Source organism: Streptomyces oceani, assembly GCF_001751245.1.
Lineage (GTDB): Bacteria > Actinomycetota > Actinomycetes > Streptomycetales > Streptomycetaceae > Streptomyces > Streptomyces oceani.
The window spans coordinates 218,523-237,485 of the sequence record NZ_LJGU01000113.1 but is presented as its reverse complement, the minus strand read 5'-3'; the positions used below and the strand labels follow the sequence as shown (position 1 = coordinate 237,485).

At 70.9% G+C, this 18,963-nt stretch carries 21 protein-coding genes; 14 read left to right on the top strand and 7 right to left on the bottom strand.

From position 1 onward, the window contains the following. The first annotated feature begins 87 nt into the window (after nucleotides 1–87). The 3 genes from AN216_RS06910 (at nucleotide 88) to AN216_RS06900 (ending at nucleotide 2,904) form a co-directional block, all read left to right on the top strand. Entirely contained in the window at nucleotides 88–1,221 is a 1,134-nt protein-coding gene (locus AN216_RS06910) for an alkaline phosphatase family protein (RefSeq protein ID WP_070195784.1), read from the top strand. 65 nt (nucleotides 1,222–1,286) lie between these two features. Further along, entirely contained in the window at nucleotides 1,287–1,979 is a 693-nt protein-coding gene (locus AN216_RS06905; RefSeq protein ID WP_070195701.1) for a thymidine kinase, read from the top strand. 106 nt (nucleotides 1,980–2,085) lie between these two features. Next, complete coding sequence (locus AN216_RS06900) at nucleotides 2,086–2,904, top strand: sulfurtransferase (protein ID WP_170843054.1); 819 nt, start codon at nucleotides 2,086–2,088, stop codon at nucleotides 2,902–2,904. A gap of 12 nt (nucleotides 2,905–2,916) precedes the next feature. Here the strand turns inward: AN216_RS06900 and sepH are convergent, their stop codons facing one another. The 3 genes from sepH to AN216_RS06885 all read right to left on the bottom strand — a co-directional run bounded on the left by sepH (nucleotide 2,917) and on the right by AN216_RS06885 (nucleotide 6,980). Next, nucleotides 2,917–4,026, bottom strand: coding sequence for a septation protein SepH (gene sepH / locus AN216_RS06895; protein WP_070195699.1), 1,110 nt, complete (start codon nucleotides 4,024–4,026; stop codon nucleotides 2,917–2,919). A gap of 433 nt (nucleotides 4,027–4,459) precedes the next feature. Then, nucleotides 4,460–5,779, bottom strand: a complete 1,320-nt coding sequence (locus AN216_RS06890; protein WP_070195698.1) for a D-arabinono-1,4-lactone oxidase — start codon at nucleotides 5,777–5,779, stop codon at nucleotides 4,460–4,462. After that, a complete protein-coding gene (locus AN216_RS06885) occupies nucleotides 5,739–6,980 on the bottom strand; it encodes an MFS transporter (protein WP_070195697.1) in 1,242 nt (413 codons plus the stop codon). The genes AN216_RS06890 and AN216_RS06885 overlap by 41 nt, the downstream gene beginning before the upstream one ends. Before the next feature lie 101 nt (nucleotides 6,981–7,081). On the opposite strand from AN216_RS06885, the gene AN216_RS06880 reads away from it, so the two are divergent. Continuing rightward, on the top strand, nucleotides 7,082–8,197 hold the full coding sequence (locus tag AN216_RS06880; RefSeq protein WP_070195696.1) for a ferrochelatase: 1,116 nt from the start codon (nucleotides 7,082–7,084) through the stop codon (nucleotides 8,195–8,197). Nucleotides 8,198–8,270: 73 nt separating this feature from the next. Then, the gene (locus AN216_RS06875) at nucleotides 8,271–9,131 is read left to right on the top strand and encodes an inositol monophosphatase family protein (protein ID WP_070195695.1); all 861 of its coding nucleotides are present in this window, start codon (nucleotides 8,271–8,273) and stop codon (nucleotides 9,129–9,131) included. 167 nt (nucleotides 9,132–9,298) lie between these two features. Here AN216_RS06875 and AN216_RS06870 read toward each other — a convergent pair whose 3' ends face one another. Next, on the bottom strand, nucleotides 9,299–9,478 hold the full coding sequence (locus AN216_RS06870; protein WP_070195694.1) for a hypothetical protein: 180 nt from the start codon (nucleotides 9,476–9,478) through the stop codon (nucleotides 9,299–9,301). A gap of 293 nt (nucleotides 9,479–9,771) precedes the next feature. Between AN216_RS06870 and AN216_RS06865 the strand changes: the two genes are divergently transcribed. The 4 genes from AN216_RS06865 to AN216_RS30020 all read left to right on the top strand — a co-directional run bounded on the left by AN216_RS06865 (nucleotide 9,772) and on the right by AN216_RS30020 (nucleotide 13,248). Next, on the top strand, nucleotides 9,772–10,425 hold the full coding sequence (locus AN216_RS06865; protein ID WP_070195693.1) for a response regulator transcription factor: 654 nt from the start codon (nucleotides 9,772–9,774) through the stop codon (nucleotides 10,423–10,425). 10 nt (nucleotides 10,426–10,435) lie between these two features. Beyond that, complete coding sequence (locus tag AN216_RS06860; protein ID WP_070195783.1) at nucleotides 10,436–11,674, top strand: sensor histidine kinase; 1,239 nt, start codon at nucleotides 10,436–10,438, stop codon at nucleotides 11,672–11,674. A gap of 392 nt (nucleotides 11,675–12,066) precedes the next feature. Beyond that, complete coding sequence (locus AN216_RS06855; protein ID WP_070195692.1) at nucleotides 12,067–12,366, top strand: DUF4193 domain-containing protein; 300 nt, start codon at nucleotides 12,067–12,069, stop codon at nucleotides 12,364–12,366. A gap of 15 nt (nucleotides 12,367–12,381) precedes the next feature. Beyond that, nucleotides 12,382–13,248 carry a hypothetical protein gene (locus tag AN216_RS30020; protein WP_244502354.1) on the top strand — a complete coding sequence of 289 codons (867 nt, stop codon included), beginning with the start codon at nucleotides 12,382–12,384 and terminating at the stop codon, nucleotides 13,246–13,248. 100 nt (nucleotides 13,249–13,348) lie between these two features. On the opposite strand, the gene AN216_RS06845 is transcribed toward AN216_RS30020, so the two are convergent. Next, nucleotides 13,349–13,843 carry a DUF3093 domain-containing protein gene (locus AN216_RS06845; protein WP_070195691.1) on the bottom strand — a complete coding sequence of 165 codons (495 nt, stop codon included), beginning with the start codon at nucleotides 13,841–13,843 and terminating at the stop codon, nucleotides 13,349–13,351. Between the two features lie 119 nt (nucleotides 13,844–13,962). On the opposite strand from AN216_RS06845, the gene AN216_RS06840 reads away from it, so the two are divergent. From AN216_RS06840 to AN216_RS06820, 5 genes are all read left to right on the top strand, one after another. Continuing rightward, entirely contained in the window at nucleotides 13,963–14,496 is a 534-nt protein-coding gene (locus AN216_RS06840) for a PaaI family thioesterase (protein WP_070195690.1), read from the top strand. Beyond that, entirely contained in the window at nucleotides 14,493–15,008 is a 516-nt protein-coding gene (gene dut, locus AN216_RS06835) for a dUTP diphosphatase (protein WP_070195689.1), read from the top strand. Before AN216_RS06840 ends, dut begins: the two co-directional genes overlap by 4 nt. A gap of 20 nt (nucleotides 15,009–15,028) precedes the next feature. Beyond that, complete coding sequence (locus AN216_RS06830) at nucleotides 15,029–15,817, top strand: DUF3710 domain-containing protein (protein ID WP_070195688.1); 789 nt, start codon at nucleotides 15,029–15,031, stop codon at nucleotides 15,815–15,817. A 316-nt stretch (nucleotides 15,818–16,133) separates the two neighbouring features. Further along, nucleotides 16,134–16,529, top strand: a complete 396-nt coding sequence (locus tag AN216_RS06825; RefSeq protein ID WP_070195687.1) for an OB-fold nucleic acid binding domain-containing protein — start codon at nucleotides 16,134–16,136, stop codon at nucleotides 16,527–16,529. A gap of 3 nt (nucleotides 16,530–16,532) precedes the next feature. After that, on the top strand, nucleotides 16,533–17,378 hold the full coding sequence (locus AN216_RS06820; RefSeq protein ID WP_070195686.1) for a DUF3159 domain-containing protein: 846 nt from the start codon (nucleotides 16,533–16,535) through the stop codon (nucleotides 17,376–17,378). Nucleotides 17,379–17,447: 69 nt separating this feature from the next. On the opposite strand, the gene AN216_RS06815 is transcribed toward AN216_RS06820, so the two are convergent. Next, the gene (locus tag AN216_RS06815) at nucleotides 17,448–18,113 is read right to left on the bottom strand and encodes a potassium channel family protein (RefSeq protein WP_070195685.1); all 666 of its coding nucleotides are present in this window, start codon (nucleotides 18,111–18,113) and stop codon (nucleotides 17,448–17,450) included. Beyond that, nucleotides 18,110–18,781, bottom strand: coding sequence for a potassium channel family protein (locus tag AN216_RS06810; RefSeq protein ID WP_070195684.1), 672 nt, complete (start codon nucleotides 18,779–18,781; stop codon nucleotides 18,110–18,112). Before AN216_RS06810 ends, AN216_RS06815 begins: the two co-directional genes overlap by 4 nt. Nucleotides 18,782–18,963: the final 182 nt, after the last annotated feature.

The following is an 18,963-nucleotide window of genomic DNA, read 5'->3' as shown; positions in this document are numbered from 1 at the left end:
GCCCGGGCGTCCCGGACGGGAGGCGACGGCTGGAGCGGACGGGATGTCCATCCGGAGCCCGTACCACTCGATCCGACCTCCGTCCCCGTGCCCCGGTACGGCGTAGCCGCGCTCGCGGACCTGCTGCCGGCGATCGCCTCAGCGCAGGGGGTGCCGGGCCTGACCACCGGGCTGACGCTGGAGCCGGCGGACCGGGCGTGCGTGTTCCTGGTGGACGGCCTGGGCTGGGAAGCGCTGTCGGCGCATCCGGAGGAGGCGCCGTTCCTCGGCTCACTGCTGGGGGATGCTCAGGGCGCCACGGGCCGGCCGCTGACCTGTGGCTTCCCATCCACCACCGCGACGTCGCTGGCCTCCGTGGGCACCGGCCTGCCCCCGGGTGAGCACGGCCTGCTGGGTTACGCCGTACGCAACCCCGACACCGGGGAGTTGATGAACCAGTTGCGCTGGCAGCCCTGGACGGACCCGCACGGTTGGCAGCCGCATCCGACCGTCTTCCAGCAGGCGCACGCCGCGGGCGTCGCCACCTGCCAGGTCTCCGCCCCCCACTTCGAGCACACGCCGCTGACCCAGGTCGCCCTCTCCGGTGGTACGTTCCACGGTCGGCTGGCGGCTGAGGAGCGTATGGACCTGGCGGCCGAGCGGTTGGGCGCCGGCGACCGCGCGCTCGTCTACACGTACTACGCCGAACTCGACGGGCACGGGCACCGTTACGGCATGGACTCCGACGCGTGGCGCGGACAACTGCAGTACGTCGACCGCTTGGCACAGCGTCTGGCCGAGCAACTGCCGCCCAGGTCCGTGCTCTACGTCACCGCGGACCACGGCATGGTGGACGTACCCGACACGGCGGCGGCCCGGTTCGACTTCGACGAGGACTGGGAGCTGAGCGCGGGTGTCGCGCGGCTCGGCGGCGAGGGACGGCTGCGACACCTGTACGCGGTGCCGGGCGCGGCCTCCGACGTGGCCGCGGTCTGGCGGGAGGTGCTGGCCGACCAGGCGTGGGTGGCCACTCGCGACGAGGCGTGCGCGCTCGGATGGTTCGGGCCCCGCGTCGAGGCGCGGGTGCGCGAGCGGATCGGTGATGTCGTGGTGGCGATGAGCGGGGAAGCGGCCGTCATCGCCTCCCGCGCGGAGCCCAACGAGTCCGCGCTGGTGGGTATGCACGGATCAGCGACCTCGGCCGAGCAACTGGTGCCGCTCCTCGAGGTACGCGCCCAGTGACCCACGGGGTCCCGGGACACGGCAGCCGAATCCGACCGTAGGCGATCCGAAAGGCCCAACCCTCCATGCCCGAACTCGTCTTCTACAGCGGCACCATGGATTGTGGAAAGTCGACACTGGCGCTCCAGATCGAGCACAACCGCTCGGCACGCGGCCTGCGGGGTCTGATATTCACCCGGAACGACCGGGCCGGCGAGGGGCGTCTCTCCTCCCGGCTCGGGCTGGTCACGGAGGCGATCGAGGCGGGGGAGGGGTTCGACTTCCACGCGTACCTGGTGCGCCATCTCACGAACGGCGGACGCGCGGACTACCTCATCGCCGACGAGGCGCAGTTCCTCGCGCCCGCGCAGGTGGACCAACTGGCGCGGATTGTCGATGACCTGGGCATGGACGTCTTCGCGTTCGGTATCACGACCGACTTCAGGACGAAGCTCTTCGCGGGCTCCCAACGGCTGTTCGAACAGGCCGATCGTGTGGAGTCCCTGCAGGTGGAGGCACTGTGCTGGTGTGGGGCCAGGGCGACGCACAACGCGCGTACGGTCGACGGCCACATGGTGGTCGAGGGCGCGCAGGTGGTCGTGGGCGACATCAGCGCGGGCCATCCGTCCGGTGAGGTGGGATACGAGGTGTTGTGCCGCCGTCATCACCGCAGACGGTTGACGGCCGTCACCGCGGGCGCGGGTGCCCTCTCGCCGGAGGTGCTGCCGTTGGAGGCGCCCGAGAGCCCGCGTCTCGGCACGGCCCAACCCGCGGACTGAACGCCGCCCTCACCGCCCGGCGGGTCCCTCGACCAACCCTGACGAGCCCCTGGCCAACCGTCCAGGCCGTACGCACCGCACGTCGTGGTGCGCGAGGATGGGAGGCATGACTGCCCTCATCTCCGCGGCCGCTCTCGAAGCCGAGCTGGCTCGTACGGCCCCGCCCCTGCTCCTGGACGTGCAATGGCGACTGGGCGGACCGCCCGGCTGGCAGGACTACGCCGCCGGTCATCTGCCGCAGGCGGTACACATCGACCTGGAGACCGAGCTGGCCGGCCCGGTGGGGGAGGGCACGGGCCGCCACCCGCTGCCCGAACCGGAGGTCTTCGGCGCCGCTATGCGACGCGCGGGCGTCACCCGGGACCGCGCCGTCGTGACGTACGACGGCGGCCAGGGCTGGGCCGCCGCACGCGCCTGGTGGCTGCTGCGCTGGGCGGGTCACCCCGATGTGCGGCTGCTGGACGGTGGTCTGGCCGGTTGGGAAGGACCGGTGACGACGGAGGTGCCGACGCCCCCCACGGGGGACTTCGTGCCGACGGCCGGATCGTTGCCGGTGCTGGACGCGACGGAGGCCGCAGCCCTGGCCCGCACGGGCGTCCTGCTGGACGCCCGTGCCGGTGAACGCTATCGAGGCGAGACGGAACCGGTCGATCCGGTCGCCGGCCATATCCCGGGCGCCGTGAGCGCGCCCACCGCGCTGAACGTCACGCCTTCCGGGACGCTCCGCACCGCGACGGAACTGGCCGACCGCTTCCGTGAGCTGGGCGTCACGCCCGGCACCCGGGTCGGCGTCTACTGCGGCTCCGGAGTGTCCGCCGCACACGAGGTGCTGGCCCTCTCCGTCGCCGGGATCGACGCGGTGCTGTATCCCGGTTCCTGGAGCGAGTGGTGCTCCGACCCCTCCCGCCCGGTCGCCACCGGTTAAGAGAGCGTCCGCTCACTCCTTCTTGCGCCGGGTGCCGAAGACGATCTCGTCCCAGCTCGGCACCGCCGCGCGCCGCCCGGGGCGCACGCCGTCCGCCTCCGCCTGCCGATCGGTGTTGCCGGTGAGCCGGTCCCGGTGAGCGGTCACCGAACGGGGCATCAGGACGTCCGCGTAGGCGGCGCCCGCGTTGGCCGCCGGAGCCGGCGGATCGGTGGCCTCCGCGTCCTCCGTTGCCTGGTCCGCCTCGTCGGCCGGCGCCGGCTCGCTCTCCACGGTGCCCGCCTCCGCCGACACGGCCGGCTGCTCCGGTACGACCATGTCGCCCCGGAAGTTCGGCACCGCCTCAAGCAGGCTGGTCAGCGAGTCCGAGCCGCTGTCCGGCTCGCTCTCCTCCGGCACCGGGGCGGACGGGGACGGCTCCAACTCGGCCCGCGCCGCGCGGTGCTCGCCGCGATCCCCCCGCTCCCGCTCGCCACGGTCACTTCGCTCGCCGCGGTCCCGGGGGAGCCGGGCGATGCGCGGCACGAAGGGTACGCTCGGCCCCGGTGTGTCGTCCGTCTCACCGATCAGCGACCGAGCCTCACCGTCCACGGCCTGTACGAGCCGCCGCGGTGGATCGTACGTCCAGGTCGCGGCGCGCGGCTCGCCCGCCAACTCGTAGGCCAGCAGCACCTCCCAGGTGCCGTCCTCCCGACGCCACGAGTCCCACTGGACGCTGTCCTTGTCCGCACCCCGCAGCAACAGCCGCTCGGCCACCGCCTCGCCCAACTGTGGACCGGCGTTCTCCCCCGGGCGGCGCACCGGCGTCTTCCGGGCCCGCTCGGCCATGAACGCCCGCTCGGCCAGCACCGGCCCCTCGAACCGGCGCACCCGGTCCACCGAGATGGCGGCCTGCTGCGCGACCTCCTCGGCGGTGGCGCCGGCGCGAATCCGGGCCTGGATGTCCCGAGGGCGGAGGTGGCTCTCCACCTCGATCTCGATCTGGCCGAGCCGCGCGCGGTCGTTTCGTACGGCGGCGCGCAGCCGCTCATCAATCGGAAGGGTGTACTCCGTGCTGTCGGCAGCCTTGAGCACCAGCCGTGTGCCGTCGTTGCTGACGGCCACGACACGCAGTTCGGGCATGGGAACCTCCCGGGTGGTGCCTGCCGACGTCACGTGCGTCGCTGCTCCCGCTGGAATGAGTGTGGCCTGCCCGGGGGGCAGTCCGCCACAACAATGCCGACATGCCCGGTGCGTTGCGCCGAGGGCCTGATCCGCCGTTATGGCATGGTTACTTGTTTACCACTCACGATGGAGACATTCACCGTGAGCTGCGTACTCCGGTTGTGGTCGAGGCCAGGGCTGGCCACACTACTCCATTCGTGCCACCCGGCGTGGGACGGCGCGCCGCCGAACGCTGCCGAGAAGGCGCGGGTGAGAGACCTCCAGCCGTGCGCGTGGGGGGAGTTGGGGTCAGGGAGGCGAACGCCTCGGGGCGGATTATTTCTCAGATGCCACATAATCGGACCCGTCCGGCCATGGTCAACCCCGCGTGGGTCGCGGGGCCCTCCGGGGATCACTCGCCCAGCACCCGGCGGAGGTAGTCGTTGCCGAACAGCCGCCCCGGGTCGAGCCGGTCGCGCAGCGCGTTGAACTCGGCGAAACCAGGGTAGACACCGGCCAGGTAGTCCGCGTCCCGCGAGTGCAGCTTGCCCCAGTGCGGACGGCCGTCGTACGCCGTCATGATGCGCTCGACCGCGGTGAAGTAGGAACGGTACGGCGCCTTCCGGTAGTTGTGCACCGCGATATAGACCGAGTCCCGGCCACCCGCGGTGGACAGCGGTATGTCGTCAGCGGGGGCGACGCGTACCTCCACGGGGAAACTCACCCGGTGGTTCGAGCGTTCCACCATCGAGCGCAGCTCCCGCAGGGCGGGCACCGCGGCCTCCCGAGGCAGGGCGTACTCCATCTCCACGAAGCGGACCCGCCGGGGCGAGGTGAACACCCGATAGGGCAGGTCGGTGTACGTACGGGCGGACAGCGCCCGGCTGGACAGCCGCGCCAGCCCGGGCACCGTGGCCGGGAGCGCGGCGCCGGCCGAACACGCCAACTGGAAGACGCCGTTCGAGAGGACCTCGTCATCGAGCCAGCCGCGAGCCCTCGGCACCGGGACCCGGGGGCCGCTGCTGCGGTTGTTTCGCTTGGTGTTGCAGTTGCGGGTGTGCGGGAACCAGTAGAACTCGAAGTGCTCGTTCTCCGCCGTCAGCTGGTCGAACTCCGCCGTGACGCGCTCGAAGGACATGGGCTCCTCGCGCGCCGTCAGCAGGAACAACGGCTCCGTGGCGAACGTGAGTTCACTGATGACCCCGAGGGCGCCCAGGCCGACCCGGGCCGCGGCGAAGACCTCCGGACGCTCCCGCGCCGAGCAGCGCAGCAGTGACCCGTCGGCGCACACCAGCTCCAGTCCGCACAGCTGCGCCGCTATCGAGGCGGACGCGCGCCCGGTGCCGTGGGTGCCCGTGCTCACCGCGCCCGCGGCCGTCTGGGCGGTGACGTCCCCCATGTTGGTCAGGGAACGGCCCTCGCCGGCGAGGGTTTGGTTCAGCTGCCACAGCGGGGTGCCGGGGGCCACGGTGACCGTGCCGGCCGCGTGGTCGATCGTACGGATGCCGCTGAGCCGTTCGGGACGCAGCAGCACGCCGCTGCCTGCGGCGACGGTGCTGAAGGAATGGCCGGAACCCACCGCCTTGACCCGGAGTCCGTCCTCCGCCGCGCGTCGCACGGCCTCGGCCAGCGCCTCCGTCGAGGATGGCGCGACGGTGCGCACCGGGCTGGCGTCGACGTTTCCCGCCCAGTTACGCCACGCTGGTCGGCTCGTCGCCGGTAGTGCGTTCATGGATGACCGTCCCTCCCGTTGATCCCGGTCGTAGTCGTCGGTACCCGAGGAAGGCCACGGCCGTGGCGAGCGCTCCGGCGGTCAGGGGTACCGCGTATGCCCGGTCGGCCCCGAAGGTGTCCACCGCCCATCCTGCGGTCGAGGAGCCGAGCGCCATACCGACGGTAATCCCCGTCCCCGTCCACGTCATGCCCTCGGTCAACGCCTCGGCCGGCACCAGCTGCTCGACCAGCACCATAGTGGTCACCATGGTGGGGGCGATGGTGAACCCCGCGAGGAAGAGCGTGCCGGCGAGCGCGGGAAGCGACTCGACGAGTTGCAGCGGGAGCAGGCTCACCGCCATCGCCCAGATGCCCCAGAGCCAGCGGGGCGCGGCGGGGGAGGTGAAGCGGATCAGCCCGAAGCCCACCCCCGCGAGCGCCGACCCGAGGGCGTAGCCGGCGAGCAACAGGCTCGCGGCGCCCTGCCGGCCCCGCTCCTCGGCGAAGGCGATGGTCACTACGTCGATGGAGCCGAAGATCGCCCCGGTGAAGACGAACACCCCGACCAGCACCTGGAGACCGGGCGTACGCAGCGCCGAGCCGCCGGTGTGCGGGCCGCGTGGGGCGGGCACGGGCTCGGTGCCGTGCTGTGCCGTCAGCCACAGCACGCCGGCCAGCAGGCAGGAGCCGGCGAGCAGTGGTCCCGCTTCGGGGAACCAGGCGGTGGACAGCCCGATGGCGAGGATCGGGCCGATCACGAAGCAGCACTCGTCCAGCACCGCCTCGAACGCGAAGGCCGACTGCAGCAGTTTCCGACGGTCGCGGTACAACGCGACCCAACGGGACCGGACCATCGAGCCAACGCTCGGCGTGCAGCCGCAGGTCACCGCGAAGAGGAACAGCGACCATTCGGGGGCGCCCGTGCGGGCGCACAGCACCAGCCCGGTCACGGAGGCGACGGCCACCAGCATGGCCGGCGGGAGGACCCGGCGTTGCCCGTGCCGGTCCACCAGGCGGGAGATCTGTGGGCTGAACAGCGCCGTCGCCAGGCCCACGGTGGCGGAGAGCGCACCCGCGAGCGCGTACCGTCCGGTGAGCTGCGAGACCATGGCCACGATGCCGACGCTCGTCATGGACATCGGCAGGCGACCCAGCAGCCCGGCGGCGGAGAACCAACCGCTGCCACGAGCGGCGAAGATCGCGCGGTACGGACTGGCCAAGACGGACCCTTGCTGATCGGCTGCGGCTGGACGGATCTCAGCAGAGCGTACGAGCCGGAGCCCTGCCCGCGCTCCCCTATTACGGGTGGCAGGATCGAGGCATGTCCGACGTGTGTGCTGCCACTCCCTACGACGCTCTGCTGCTGCTGTCCTTCGGCGGGCCGGAAGGGCCCGAGGATGTCGTCCCCTTCCTGGAGAACGTCACCCGAGGCCGCGGTATCCCGCGCGAACGCCTGGAGGAGGTGGGGGAGCACTACTTCCGGTTCGGCGGAGTCAGCCCGATCAACGCGCAGAACCAGCGGTTGCTGGACGCGCTGCGGGAGGACTTCGCCGCCGCCGGTCTCGACCTGCCCGTCTACTGGGGCAACCGGAACTGGGCGCCGTACCTCACCGACACGCTGCGTCAGCTGTCACGGGACGGCCGGCGTCGCGTCCTGGTGCTGGTCACCAGCGCGTACGCCTCGTACTCGGGTTGCCGGCAGTATCGCGAGAACCTCGCCGAGGCGTTGGCGACGCTGGAGCGGGAAGGGCTGGAACCGCCCGCGGTGGACAAGCTTCGGCACTACTTCAACCACCCGGGCTTCGTGGAGCCGATGGTGGAGGGCGTGCTCAGCGCCCTCGCGGAGCTTCCGGTTGCGCGGCGGGACGGCGCGCACCTCGCCTTCAGCACGCACTCCATCCCGCTCGCGGCGGCCGAGGCCTCCGGCCCGCTGGGGGGTGCGTACGTGGCCCAGCACGAGGAGGCGGCCGGGCTGGTCGCGGACGCGGTCGCGGAGGCCACCGGAGTCCCGGACCGGCCCTGGCGGTTGGTCTACCAGTCCCGCAGTGGGCCGCCCCAGGTGCCCTGGCTGGAGCCGGACATCTGCGATCACCTGGAGTCGGTGCACGAGGCGGGGGCGCCGGCCGTCGTGGTGGCGCCGATCGGATTCGTGTCCGACCACATGGAGGTGCTCTACGACCTCGACACCGAGGCTCGGCAGAAGGCGGAGGAACTGCGCCTCCCGTTCGTGCGTTCAGCGACCGTGGGCGCGGACGCGCGCTTCGTCGCAGCCATCCGAGAGCTGATCCTCGAGCGGGCCGCCAGCGAACGGGGCGGTTGTCCCCGGCGCCGTGCGCTGGGCGCGTCGGGGCCGAGTCACGACCGCTGTCCGGTCGGCTGCTGTGCGGCCCGCGAGTCCGCGCCCGCCGCGGCGGGCGCGGACAGTCCGTACGCCTGACCCGTCCGTAGGCCCGAACCATCCGCGTGTACACCTCACCAGCACTCCCGAGTACCTCCCGAAAAGGAGCCCCGTGTCCGAGCAGCCCACCGAGCACGATCCGCAGGACGAGCGAGACCAGCTCAAGGCCGATCTCCTGGAACTCGCCCTGGAAGCCGCGCGGCGCGCCGGCGTACTGCTGGCGGAGGGACGTCCCGCTGATCTGGGTGTCGCGGCGACCAAGTCCAGTCCGATCGACGTCGTCACCGAGATGGACATCGCGGCCGAGAAACTGATCACCGGATATCTGTCCGAGCACCGACCGGGAGACACCTTCCTCGCGGAGGAGGGCAGTCTCGGGTCGGACGACGGCACGTCCCCACGGGCGCGGGACAGCGGAGTGCGCTGGGTCATCGACCCGCTGGACGGCACCGTCAACTACCTCTACGGGCTGCCGAGCTGGGCCGTGTCCATCGCCGCGGAGTACGAGGGCAGCCGGCTGGTCGGAGTCGTGGAGGTGCCGAGTCGGGGGGAGACGTACCGCGCCGTGCTCGGCCACGGTGCCTTCCTCAACGCGCGGCCCATCAGCTGCCGAGGGGAGGTGGGGCTGGAGGAGGCACTCGTCGGGACGGGCTTCAACTACGTCCACGAGCGCCGGCGGGCCCAGGCCGAGGTGGCCCACCGACTGATCCCACGGGTGCGTGACATCCGCCGCTCCGGATCGGCGGCCCTCGATCTGTGTGATGTCGCCGCCGGGCGACTGGACGCCTTCTACGAGCGTGGGCTGAACGCCTGGGACTACGCCGCCGGTGAACTGATCGCCCGGGAGGCGGGAGCGCTGACCGGCGGCCGGCCCGGTGCGGAGGTGGGGCCCGAGCTCGCCCTGGCGGCGTCCCCCGGAGCGTTCACCCAACTCCAGCCGCTGCTGGAGGAACTGGGCGCCTGGCACGACTGAGCCGCGGCCGTGTCCGGCACGCGGGAAGCCGACCCGGCTCGTACGCGAGGGGAGCCCGGGCGGCTGTACGGACCAGCCGCATGGCGGAGCACGCTGCCGCCCACCACGCCGCTGACCCGCCGCACGAGCTGCCGTGCGGCGGGTCAGCGGGTCAGCGGATCAACAGCTCAGCATGATGACTGGGGCGCGTGCACGTCCACGCCGTGCTCCGCGGCCAGTCGTTGCAGGTCTTCCAACTCGGCAAGCTCTACATCCACCAGGAAGTCGTCGCCCGACTCGCGAGCGCGGTTCAGGTCGGACTCGGTGGTCCGTATACGTTGCAGGATGCCTGCGGTGAACGCGTCCATGGTGCGCCCCCTCGTCATGGGTCCGTGGCACGGGAGGTGCCGAGGGTCGGGATGATCACGACCGTGTGAGTCTGGTCGGCAGTCAGCTGGCTTGCCGCCGGTACGGGGTGATCTCGGGGTGTGCACTGGTCCTCCCCAAAGGCGCGTCCCAGGAAACCTCGGGCCCAGGGAGAATTCCGAGACGCTCGCTGTCCCTCCGCGGAGGACACTTACCGCCGATTTAAGCCGTAACGGGGCAGGATGGAGATCGAATCCCCGGTTCTCCGCCACCCCGACTGAGGGAAGGACCCGCCGTGCGCGTACTCGTCGTCGAGGACGAGCAACTGCTCGCCGATGCCGTGGCCACCGGCCTGCGTCGGGAGGCGATGGCCGTCGACGTGGTGTACGACGGCGCCGCCGCCGAGGAGCGGATCGGCATCAACGACTACGACGTCGTCGTCCTCGACCGTGACCTTCCGCTGGTGCACGGTGACGACGTGTGTCGCCGGGTCGTGCAGCTCGGGCTGCCGACCAGGGTGTTGATGCTCACAGCCTCCGGCGACGTCAGCGACCGGGTGGAGGGGCTGGAGATCGGCGCGGACGACTACCTGCCCAAGCCGTTCGCGTTCAGCGAGCTGATGGCACGCGTACGGGCGCTGGGGCGTCGTACGACCGCCGCGCTGCCGCCCGTACTGGAGCGGGCGGGGATCACCCTGGACCCGAACCGTCGGGAGGTCTTCCGGGAGGGACAGGAGATTCAGCTGGCGCCCAAGGAGTTCGCGGTGTTGGAGGTTCTGATGCGGCACGACGGAAACGTCGTGTCGGCCGAGCAACTGTTGGAGAAGGCGTGGGACGAGAACACCGACCCGTTCACCAACGTGGTCCGGGTGACCGTGATGACGCTGCGCCGGAAACTGGGTGAGCCGCCGGTCATCGTCACCGTGCCGGGCGCGGGCTACCGGATCTGAAGCGGTGACCGTGACCGCCGAACCGCCCCCGAACACGCCGCCGAAGCCCACCTGGGACCCGCGCGAGCCCTCCCGACAGTACCCGTGGCTGCGCCCGACGATCCGGATACGCCTGACCCTGCTGTATGCCGGGATGTTCCTGATCGCCGGGATGGTGCTGCTCACCATCATCTACCTGCTGGCCGCGCGAGCCCTCCACGAGGGCAGCGCGTTGCCGTTCCGGATTCTGGACGCCTCGGCGCAGCTGACCTCCGACTCGTGTCCCGGACTGTCCGGCACGATGCCCAGCGAGGTGTTCATGGAGCGGCTGGCGCAGTGCACCGACGCCAAACGCGCCGTCGCCCTGGACCAGTTGCTGCGCAGTTCCCTGCTGGCCCTGTTGGGGTTGGCGGTGGCCGCGTTCGCGTTCGGTTACGTCATGGCGGGCCGGGTGCTCTCTCCGTTGGGCCGGATCACACGTACGGCACGCCAGGTGGCCAGCTCGGACCTGCACAAGCGGATCGAGCTGGAGGGGCCGGACGACGAGCTGAAGGAACTCTCCGACACCTTCGACGAGATGCTCGACCGCCTGGACCGGGCGTTCGCCGCACAGCAGCGCTTCGTGGCCAACGCCTCACACGAGCTGCGCACTCCGCTGGCCATCAACCGCACGCTGCTGGAGGTACAGCTGGCGGACCCCGAGGCGTCGTCGGAGGTACAGCAGTTGGGCAAGACGCTGCTGGCCACCAACGAACGCAGCGAGCAGCTGGTGGAGGGCCTGCTGCTGCTGGCCCGCAGCGAGAACGAGATCGTGGACCGCAAGCCGGTGGACCTGGCCGAGGTGGCTTCGCAGGCTGTCGAACAGGTGCGCTCGGAGGCCCAGAACAAGGGCGTGGAACTGCGCGGAGTGCGTCAACCCGCGTACGTACAGGGCAGCGGGGTGCTGTTGGAACGGGTGGCGCAGAACCTCACGCAGAACGCCGTGCGCTACAACCTGGCGGAGGGCGGCTGGGTCGCGGTGAGCACCCAGGCGCACGAGGGGTGCGCGGTGATGGTCGTGGAGAACACCGGTCCGATCGTCCCGGCGTACGAGGTGGACAACCTCTTCGAGCCCTTCCGACGGCTTCGTACGGAGCGTACGGGAAGCGACCGCGGAGTCGGGCTCGGACTGTCCATCGTGCGGTCGGTGGCACGGGCGCACGGCGGTACGGTCAGCGCGGACCCCCGGGAGGACGGTGGCCTCGTGGTGCGGGTGGTGGTGCCGGTTTGAGATCATGCCTGCGGACGGACCGTGGGAGACCCCCTGCTGGCAGGGTGGTGCCCGCTCGCCGGCTCACTGTGACCTCGCTGTGACGGATCACACACTCGGGCCGACCGTCCATTTTCGGTGATCGTCAGCGGGAAGAAATCCGGGAAAATCCAGGTTTCCCCGGCCGGCGGTCATGGGCACACACCGGAGTGTCGCGCACAAAATGCGACATTCGGACTGTGCACGCCGAAGGTCGACGCCGGACCATCACTCTTCAGGGGTGCGGTTGGGTGTCGATTGAGTAACAGACCTTGATGTGAGGCAAAATCTCCGCCTCAGGTCGGGCACAAGCTCGGCCTCTCACGCGTTAGCAGCGCTGGAGACAGAAAAGACACCCAGAGGGGGAGAGGGACATGGCTACGGATTACGACACTCCACGCAAGACCGACGATGAGGTCAACGAGGACAGCATCGAGGAACTGAAGGCCCGGCGGAACGACAAGTCCGCGTCCAACGTGGACGTGGACGAGTTCGAGCAGGCCGAGGGTCTCGAGCTGCCCGGTGCGGATCTCTCCAACGAGGAGCTGTCCGTCCGGGTGCTGCCCCGCCAGGCCGACGAGTTCACGTGCATGAGCTGCTTCCTGGTGCACCACCGTTCACAGCTCGCCGCGGAGAAGAACGGCCACCCGATCTGCCGCGACTGCGCGGCTTGACGGGTCCCGGTCGACGTGTCGGAGGAGGACATACCGGACGCCGAGCGAGGCAGCGACACGGAAGACGGCGCCTCGCTCGTGCCCGCGCCGCGCTGGCGCCGAGTCCCGGGCCTGCGACGAAACCGTCGCGGGGCGACCAACCCGGAGACGGCGTCGCGGGGCATGGAGGCCGATGGCACGGACACGGAGGGCATGGAAACAGGGGGCACGGAGGACGGGGAGCGCGAGCGCCAGGGGAGGGTCCGCGGCTTCCTGGGTGTCGTCGCGGACCGCGTGATGGACACCGCCCCGCGCATTCCGGTGCGGGGGCGGGAGACCTTGTTCCGGCAGTTCCCCGGACTCGGCCCGGAGGAGATCGCGGATCGGCTGGTCTCCGGGGCGACGAGGAGTTCCGCGACGGTGGGCGCCGGCGTGGGAGCCGCGGCGATGATGCCCGTACCGCCCGCGATGCCGGCGGAACTCGCGGCGGAGCTGGTCGGGGTCGCCTCGGTCGAGATCAAACTCATCGCCGAGCTGCACGAGTTGTACGGCTGCCCGGCACCCGGCACGTCCTCGCAGCGCGCCTTCGCCTACCTCTCGGCATGGACCGGCCAACGCGGAGTCAACCTGACCAAGCCGACGACGCTGAACGCGGCGATGGGCGGCCAGCTGAAGCGAGAGCTGCGCGAGCAGATCATGAAGCGGACCCTGCGCAACCTGCCCAACCTCACGCCGTTCCTGGTCGGGGCGGCCGTCGGCGCGGTGATGAACCGGAACGACACGGCCAAGCTCGCTCGCCGCGTCCGGGCCGATCTGCGTGCGCAGCACGTCCCGTGGGAGGTGTCGCACGCCGAGGGGCACCCGCGCACCGCGCTCCCGGGCGACGCCACCGACCAGAGCTGACCTCACCAACGGTGGCCTTCGCCTGGTCTCACCCGCCGGGCCCCCTGGGGCGGGTGTGCGAAAATCCTGGACCGCTCCGGGCACGCGCCCCAAGAGACGCCTACCGCGCCGTCTCGGCCCGACCGTCCCGGCCCTCCAGCCCTGCACGCTCGGCCTCGCCTGCCGCGCGCAACGCCTCGACCAGCGCCTCGGGACGCCGGGTCGAGAGGTAGACGTACGGCGTCGGGTCGTCCGGGTCGATCACCCGCACCCGTACGGCAGTTGGCACGTAACCCCGCAACACCAGGTGTGCGCGCGGATCCGCCTTGTACGTACGCCAGGCCCGCGCCTCCTCCTCCCCGAGCACGTCCGCCTCCCCGAGCGCCGAGAGCGGAATCCGCGCGTCACCCGCGACGAGCGACCCGGCGACGACGCGCACCCGCACCGAGCCATACGCGCTCACCGCCACCGCGGCCAACGCCACCCCCGCCGCCAGGCCACCGAGCATCGGAAGAACGCCCAGCGGCAGCAGGATCAGCGCCAGGGAGACGCCACTCAGCACGGTGATCAACCACCAGGAGCGGGGCGCGGTGAGACGTTCGTCGTAGGGCTGCATGCACTCAAGCTTGGCACGCCCGCGACCCCGCACCCGACTCGGCGGTAGGGTCTGCACACGTGAGTGCTGCCGAACAGTCCAGAACGTCCCTGACCCCGCCCGCCGACGCTACCTCGCCGATGCGCCATCCTGACGCTCCCGCCCCCGGCGAACTGCTGGGCGCGCACTACGCCGAGTGTTTCGGATGCGGCGGCGACCAACCGCACGGCCTGCACCTGGAGGCCAGGGCGGGTGAGGGGGTAAGCGTCACCGCCGAGTTCACCGTGCAGCCGGCCCACCAGGGCGCGCCTGGTCTGGCGCACGGCGGGGTGTTGGCCACCGCGATGGACGAGACGCTCGGCTCGCTCGGCTGGCTGATGCACGTGATCGCCGTCACCGGGCGGCTGGAGACGGACTACGTACGGCCCGTGCCGGTCGGCACGACCCTGCATCTGAGCGCGTACGCGACCGCGCGGAGCGGACGAAAGATCTACTGCTCGGCCATCGGCCGGATCGGCGGGCCGGAGGGTCCCGTCGCGGCACGGGCGGACGGCCTGTTCATCGAGGTCAAGGTCGAGCACTTCGTCGACAACGGCCGGGCGGAGGAGATCGAAGCCGTCATGGCCGATCCGGACCAGGTCAGGCGGGCGCGCGCGTTCGAGGTGAACCCGTGACGAGCGCCCCGGTAGACGTGCTGCTGCGCCGGCTCGACCCCGAGGTGCCGATGCCGGACTTCGCACACCCGGGAGACGCGGGGTGTGATCTGATGACGACCGAAGCCGCCGAACTCGCCCCGGGCGAGCGGACCGTGCTGCCGACGGGAGTGTCTATCGCGCTGCCGGACGGGTACGCGGCTTTCGTACATCCGCGTTCCGGGCTCGCGGCCCGTTGCGGCGTCGCGTTGGTGAACGCCCCCGGAACGGTCGACGCCGGGTACCGTGGGGAGATCAAGGTGATTGTGGTCAACCTCGATCCCTACGCGCCCGTCCGCTTCGACCGTTTTGACCGCGTCGCGCAACTCGTCGTCCAGCGGGTGGAGAAGGTGCGTTTCCACGAGGTCGCCCAGCTGCCCGGATCGGCACGGGCAACCGGGGGATTCGGCTCGACGGGTGGCCATTCGGCCAGTTCGACGGGGGTGGCGGATGGTTTCATTGCGGCCGGCTCGGCCGGTTCTGACCAGGACTGAAGATCTGAGAGGACAGTGACGTGTTCGGACGTCGTCGCAAGAAGAGCGAAGAGCCCGCGGGCGCCTCGGACGAGTTCGAGACGGACGAGTCCGTGGGGGAGGACACCGCCGCTGAGGCGATCGACGCGGACGCCGACGCCGAGGCGGAGCGGGTGAAGCTGCCGCCCGCGCCCCGACCGGACGGTCCCTGGGACCTGTCCGAGGTGACCGACCCGAGCGAGGGCCGAGTCGACCTGGGTGGCCTGTGCGTACCGGGCGTCGAGGGCATGGAACTGCGCGTCGAGGTGGCCGGCGACTCGATCGTGGCCGCCACGGTCGTGTTGCAGGACAGCGCGGTGCAGTTGCAGGCCTTCGCCGCTCCCCGCCGTGAGGGCCTCTGGGAGGAGGTACGCGAGGAGGTCGCCTCCGGCATCACCAAGCAGGGCGGCGTCATCGACGAGGTCGAGGGACCGCTGGGGTGGGAACTGCGTGCCCAGGTCCCCGTGCAACTCCCGGACGGAAAGAACGGCGTACAGGTGGTGCGGTTCGTCGGGGTCGACGGCCCGCGCTGGTTCCTGCGGGGCGTCATCTCCGGGCAGGGCGCGGTCCAGCCGGAAGCGGCGGGGCTGCTGGAGCGGGTGTTCCAGGACACGGTCGTCGTCCGGGGTGAGGGCCCCATGGCCCCCCGGGACCCGATCGTCCTGAAGCTTCCCGAGGACGCCCAGATGGTTCCGGACGGCGTGCAGCAGGAGACCGTGGAGGAGAGTTCGCGCTTCGCGGGCGGGCTGGACAAGCTGCAGCGCGGGCCGGAGATCACCGAAGTCCGGTAGCCGAAGCGCGGTGTCGACGGGTCGGACGCCTCCGGGCGGGTGGCCTCCGTACCGTCGTTGACGCCCGCCAGGCGCCGACGTCCCGGGCGCCCCTCGCCGTCCGCGTGGCCGAACGGTGGCGCCGCGTGGCTGGCCCGGCGCTTGCGCCGCTGGTCCCAGTCGGTCTCGATAGCACCACGAGCAGCGACCCGGAGCCCCTCGGCGGCCAGCGGCAACGGGCCGCCATCGCGGGGCGCTCGCCGTCCAGCCCTCCCTGACCATCGCCGACCAACCCACCACGTGAAGAGGCGCGGCACGCACCGGTACGCTGGCGGTCATGACAGGCGCCATCCCGCAAGCGAAGCGAGCTGGCCGGTTCCGGCGTTTCCTGGAGCGGTTGTCCGCTCCGGAGGAGGACGCGGCGCTGGCGTCGGAAGAGGACGCCTCCGGGGCGGGGTGTACGCCGATCCGCGACTGCGGGGATCGGCAAGTCGTGCGCGTGACCGGTACACTGCGCACCGTCACCCTGCAACCACGTGCCGGAGTGCCCTCGCTGGAGGCGGAACTCTTCGACGGTTCGGCGGCCCTGGACGTCGTCTGGCTGGGCCGGCGGGCGATCGCGGGCGTGGAACCAGGCCGGAAGATGATCGTCTGGGGGCGGATCGCGATGAACCGTGGTCGCCCGGTGCTGTTCAATCCCAAGTACGAGCTGCGACCTCTCGGACAGGAGTAGCGGGTGTCCTCCCTCGACAAGTCGACCGGCGCCGACCAGGACGAAGCGCCGGACGAGTCCGCGCCGGACAATCCGCACGCGCTCACCGAGGCGGCCCTGTTCGAGGCGTTCGGCGGCGTACGCGGCCTGGTGGAGACCACGGTCCCCGGCCTTGTCTTCATCCTGATCTTCACGATCAACCAGGATCTGCGATCCTCCGCCATCGCCGCTCTGGTTCTCTCGGCTCTGCTCGGGGTGGCACGGCTCGTGCGGCGGGACACCCTCAAGCACGCGTTCAGCGGCGTCTTCGGGGTGCTGGTCGGAGTCGTCTTCGCGATGGTCACGGGCAACGCGAAGGACTTCTATCTGCCGGGCATGCTCTACGGCTTGGGGCTGTCCCTCGCGTACCTCCTCAGCGCCTTCGCGGGTTGGCCGCTGCTCGGTGTGATCCTCGGACCGATCTTCCGGGAGAACCTCTCCTGGCGCACCCGCAACCCGGGCCGCAAGCGGGCCTATGTGAAGGCCAGTTACGCCTGGGGCTTCATCTTCCTGGGCAAGGCCGCGATCCTCTTCCCGCTGTACTGGTGGTCGGACCCGACCCGGTTCGGCTGGGTGACGGTGGCACTGAAGATCCCGCCGCTGTTGCTCGCGGTCTACCTCACCTGGATCTTCCTCGCCAAGGCGCCGCCACCGATCGACGTCATCGCCGAGATGGAGGCGGAGGAAGAGGCCGAGGAGGCGGCGAAGGCCGCACGGGAGACGGCCACGGGCGAGCAGCCGGACGCGACGCCGGCCCAGGCACCGACCACGGACCCCGACCAGGGAGACGACACCGCGGAGTCACGCCTCCCCGGCCGGCACCGCCGCTGAGCGCGGCGGCTCGTACGGGTGGTACCAGCCGTACGAGCCGTGCGCGCCTCGCCGGTCGGTCACTGTCGGTCAGCCGCCCCGTCCCGACAGCAACTCCTCCAACTGCTCCTCGCGGGCCGGCGCCGCCACGAACAGCAACTCGTCGCCCGCCTCGAGCGCGTCCTCGGGGGAGGGCGTCAGGACCCGGTTGCCGCGGATGATCGTGACCAGGGAGGTGTCCTGCGGCCACTTGACCTCGCCCACGGCGGTGCCGACCAGGGCCGCCTCCGGGGCCAGGGTCAGCTCGACGAGGTTGGCGTCCCCCTGGGAGAAGCGCATCAGCCGGACGAGGTCACCGACACTCACCGCCTCCTCGACCAGCGCGGACATCAACCGAGGTGTGGAGACGGCGACATCGACTCCCCACGACTCGTTGAACAGCCACTCGTTCTTGGGGTTGTTCACCCGCGAGACGACCCGGGGCACGCCGTACTCCGTCTTCCCGAGCAGCGAGACGACCAGGTTCACCTTGTCGTCGCCGGTCGCGGCGATCACCACGTGGCAGCGCTCCAGCGCCGCCTCGTCGAGCGAGGTGATCTCGCACGCGTCGGCCAGCAGCCACTCGGCCTGGGGCACCCGCTCAACGGAGATCGCCGTCGGTGTCTTGTCGATCAGCAGTACCTCGTGGCCGTTCTCCAGGAGTTCGCCGGCGATCGAACGGCCCACCGCGCCGGCTCCGGCAATCGCCACCCTCATCGCTGCTGTGCCTCCTTGGGCCCCTTGGCGAACACCGCTTCGACCTCGGCCACCTGGTCACAGCGCATCATCACGTGCACGAGATCGCCCTCCTGCAACACCGTATCGGTGCCGGGGAGCATCGCCTCGCCCAGCCGGGTCAGGAACGCGATCCGCACCCGGGCCTCCTCCTGCAACCTGCTGATCCGTACCCCGACCCAGGACTCCGCGGCGTGCACCTCAGCGAGCTGCACGCCCCCGGTGGGATCGCGCCAGAGCGGTTCGGCGCCGCTGGGCAGCAGCCTGCGCAGCATCTGGTCGGCCGTCCATCGCACGGTGGCGACGGTCGGGATGCCCAGCCGCTCGTACACCTCGGCCCGACGCGGGTCGTAGATGCGCGCGGCGACGTTCTCCACACCGAACGTCTCCCGGGCGACCCGGGCGGAGATGATGTTCGAGTTGTCCCCGCTGCTGACGGCGGCGAAGGCGCCCGCCTCCTCTATACCGGCCTCTCGTAGGGTGTCCTGGTCGAAGCCGATACCGGTCACTCTGCGGCCGCCGAAACCGGCTCCGAGGCGTCGGAACGACGTCGGATCGCGGTCCACGATGGCGACGGTATGGCCCTGCTGTTCCAGGGCCAGTGCGAGTTCGGAGCCGACCCGACCGCACCCCATGATCACAATGTGCACGCCCGTCCCTCTCATCCCGTACAGGGCCGTATCAGGATCGCACGACTGTTTCCCAGAGAGCCTCTCGCTGGTGGTCTGTGCTCCGTCGCGGTCATCGTACTGATGAGCCGAGCGGACGCGCGTACGCGGTCGGCCCGGGTGGTTGCCAAGACCCGTACGGGGACTCCGAGATCGCCCAGTAG

What these genes read in the sequence shown, in the direction of transcription:
- AN216_RS06900 (WP_170843054.1), top strand. Translation starts at nt 2,086, where the DNA reads ATGACTGCCCTCATCTCCGCGGCCGCTCTCGAAGCCGAGCTGGCTCGT.
- AN216_RS06815 (WP_070195685.1), bottom strand. Translation starts at nt 18,113, where the DNA reads ATGAGGGTGGCGATTGCCGGAGCCGGCGCGGTGGGCCGTTCGATCGCC.
- AN216_RS06880 (WP_070195696.1), top strand. Translation starts at nt 7,082, where the DNA reads ATGTCCGACGTGTGTGCTGCCACTCCCTACGACGCTCTGCTGCTGCTG.
- AN216_RS06870 (WP_070195694.1), bottom strand. Translation starts at nt 9,478, where the DNA reads ATGGACGCGTTCACCGCAGGCATCCTGCAACGTATACGGACCACCGAG.
- AN216_RS06825 (WP_070195687.1), top strand. Translation starts at nt 16,134, where the DNA reads ATGACAGGCGCCATCCCGCAAGCGAAGCGAGCTGGCCGGTTCCGGCGT.
- AN216_RS06855 (WP_070195692.1), top strand. Translation starts at nt 12,067, where the DNA reads ATGGCTACGGATTACGACACTCCACGCAAGACCGACGATGAGGTCAAC.
- AN216_RS06905 (WP_070195701.1), top strand. Translation starts at nt 1,287, where the DNA reads ATGCCCGAACTCGTCTTCTACAGCGGCACCATGGATTGTGGAAAGTCG.
- AN216_RS06840 (WP_070195690.1), top strand. Translation starts at nt 13,963, where the DNA reads ATGCGCCATCCTGACGCTCCCGCCCCCGGCGAACTGCTGGGCGCGCAC.
- AN216_RS06890 (WP_070195698.1), bottom strand. Translation starts at nt 5,779, where the DNA reads ATGAACGCACTACCGGCGACGAGCCGACCAGCGTGGCGTAACTGGGCG.
- sepH (WP_070195699.1), bottom strand. Translation starts at nt 4,026, where the DNA reads ATGCCCGAACTGCGTGTCGTGGCCGTCAGCAACGACGGCACACGGCTG.
- AN216_RS06845 (WP_070195691.1), bottom strand. Translation starts at nt 13,843, where the DNA reads ATGCAGCCCTACGACGAACGTCTCACCGCGCCCCGCTCCTGGTGGTTG.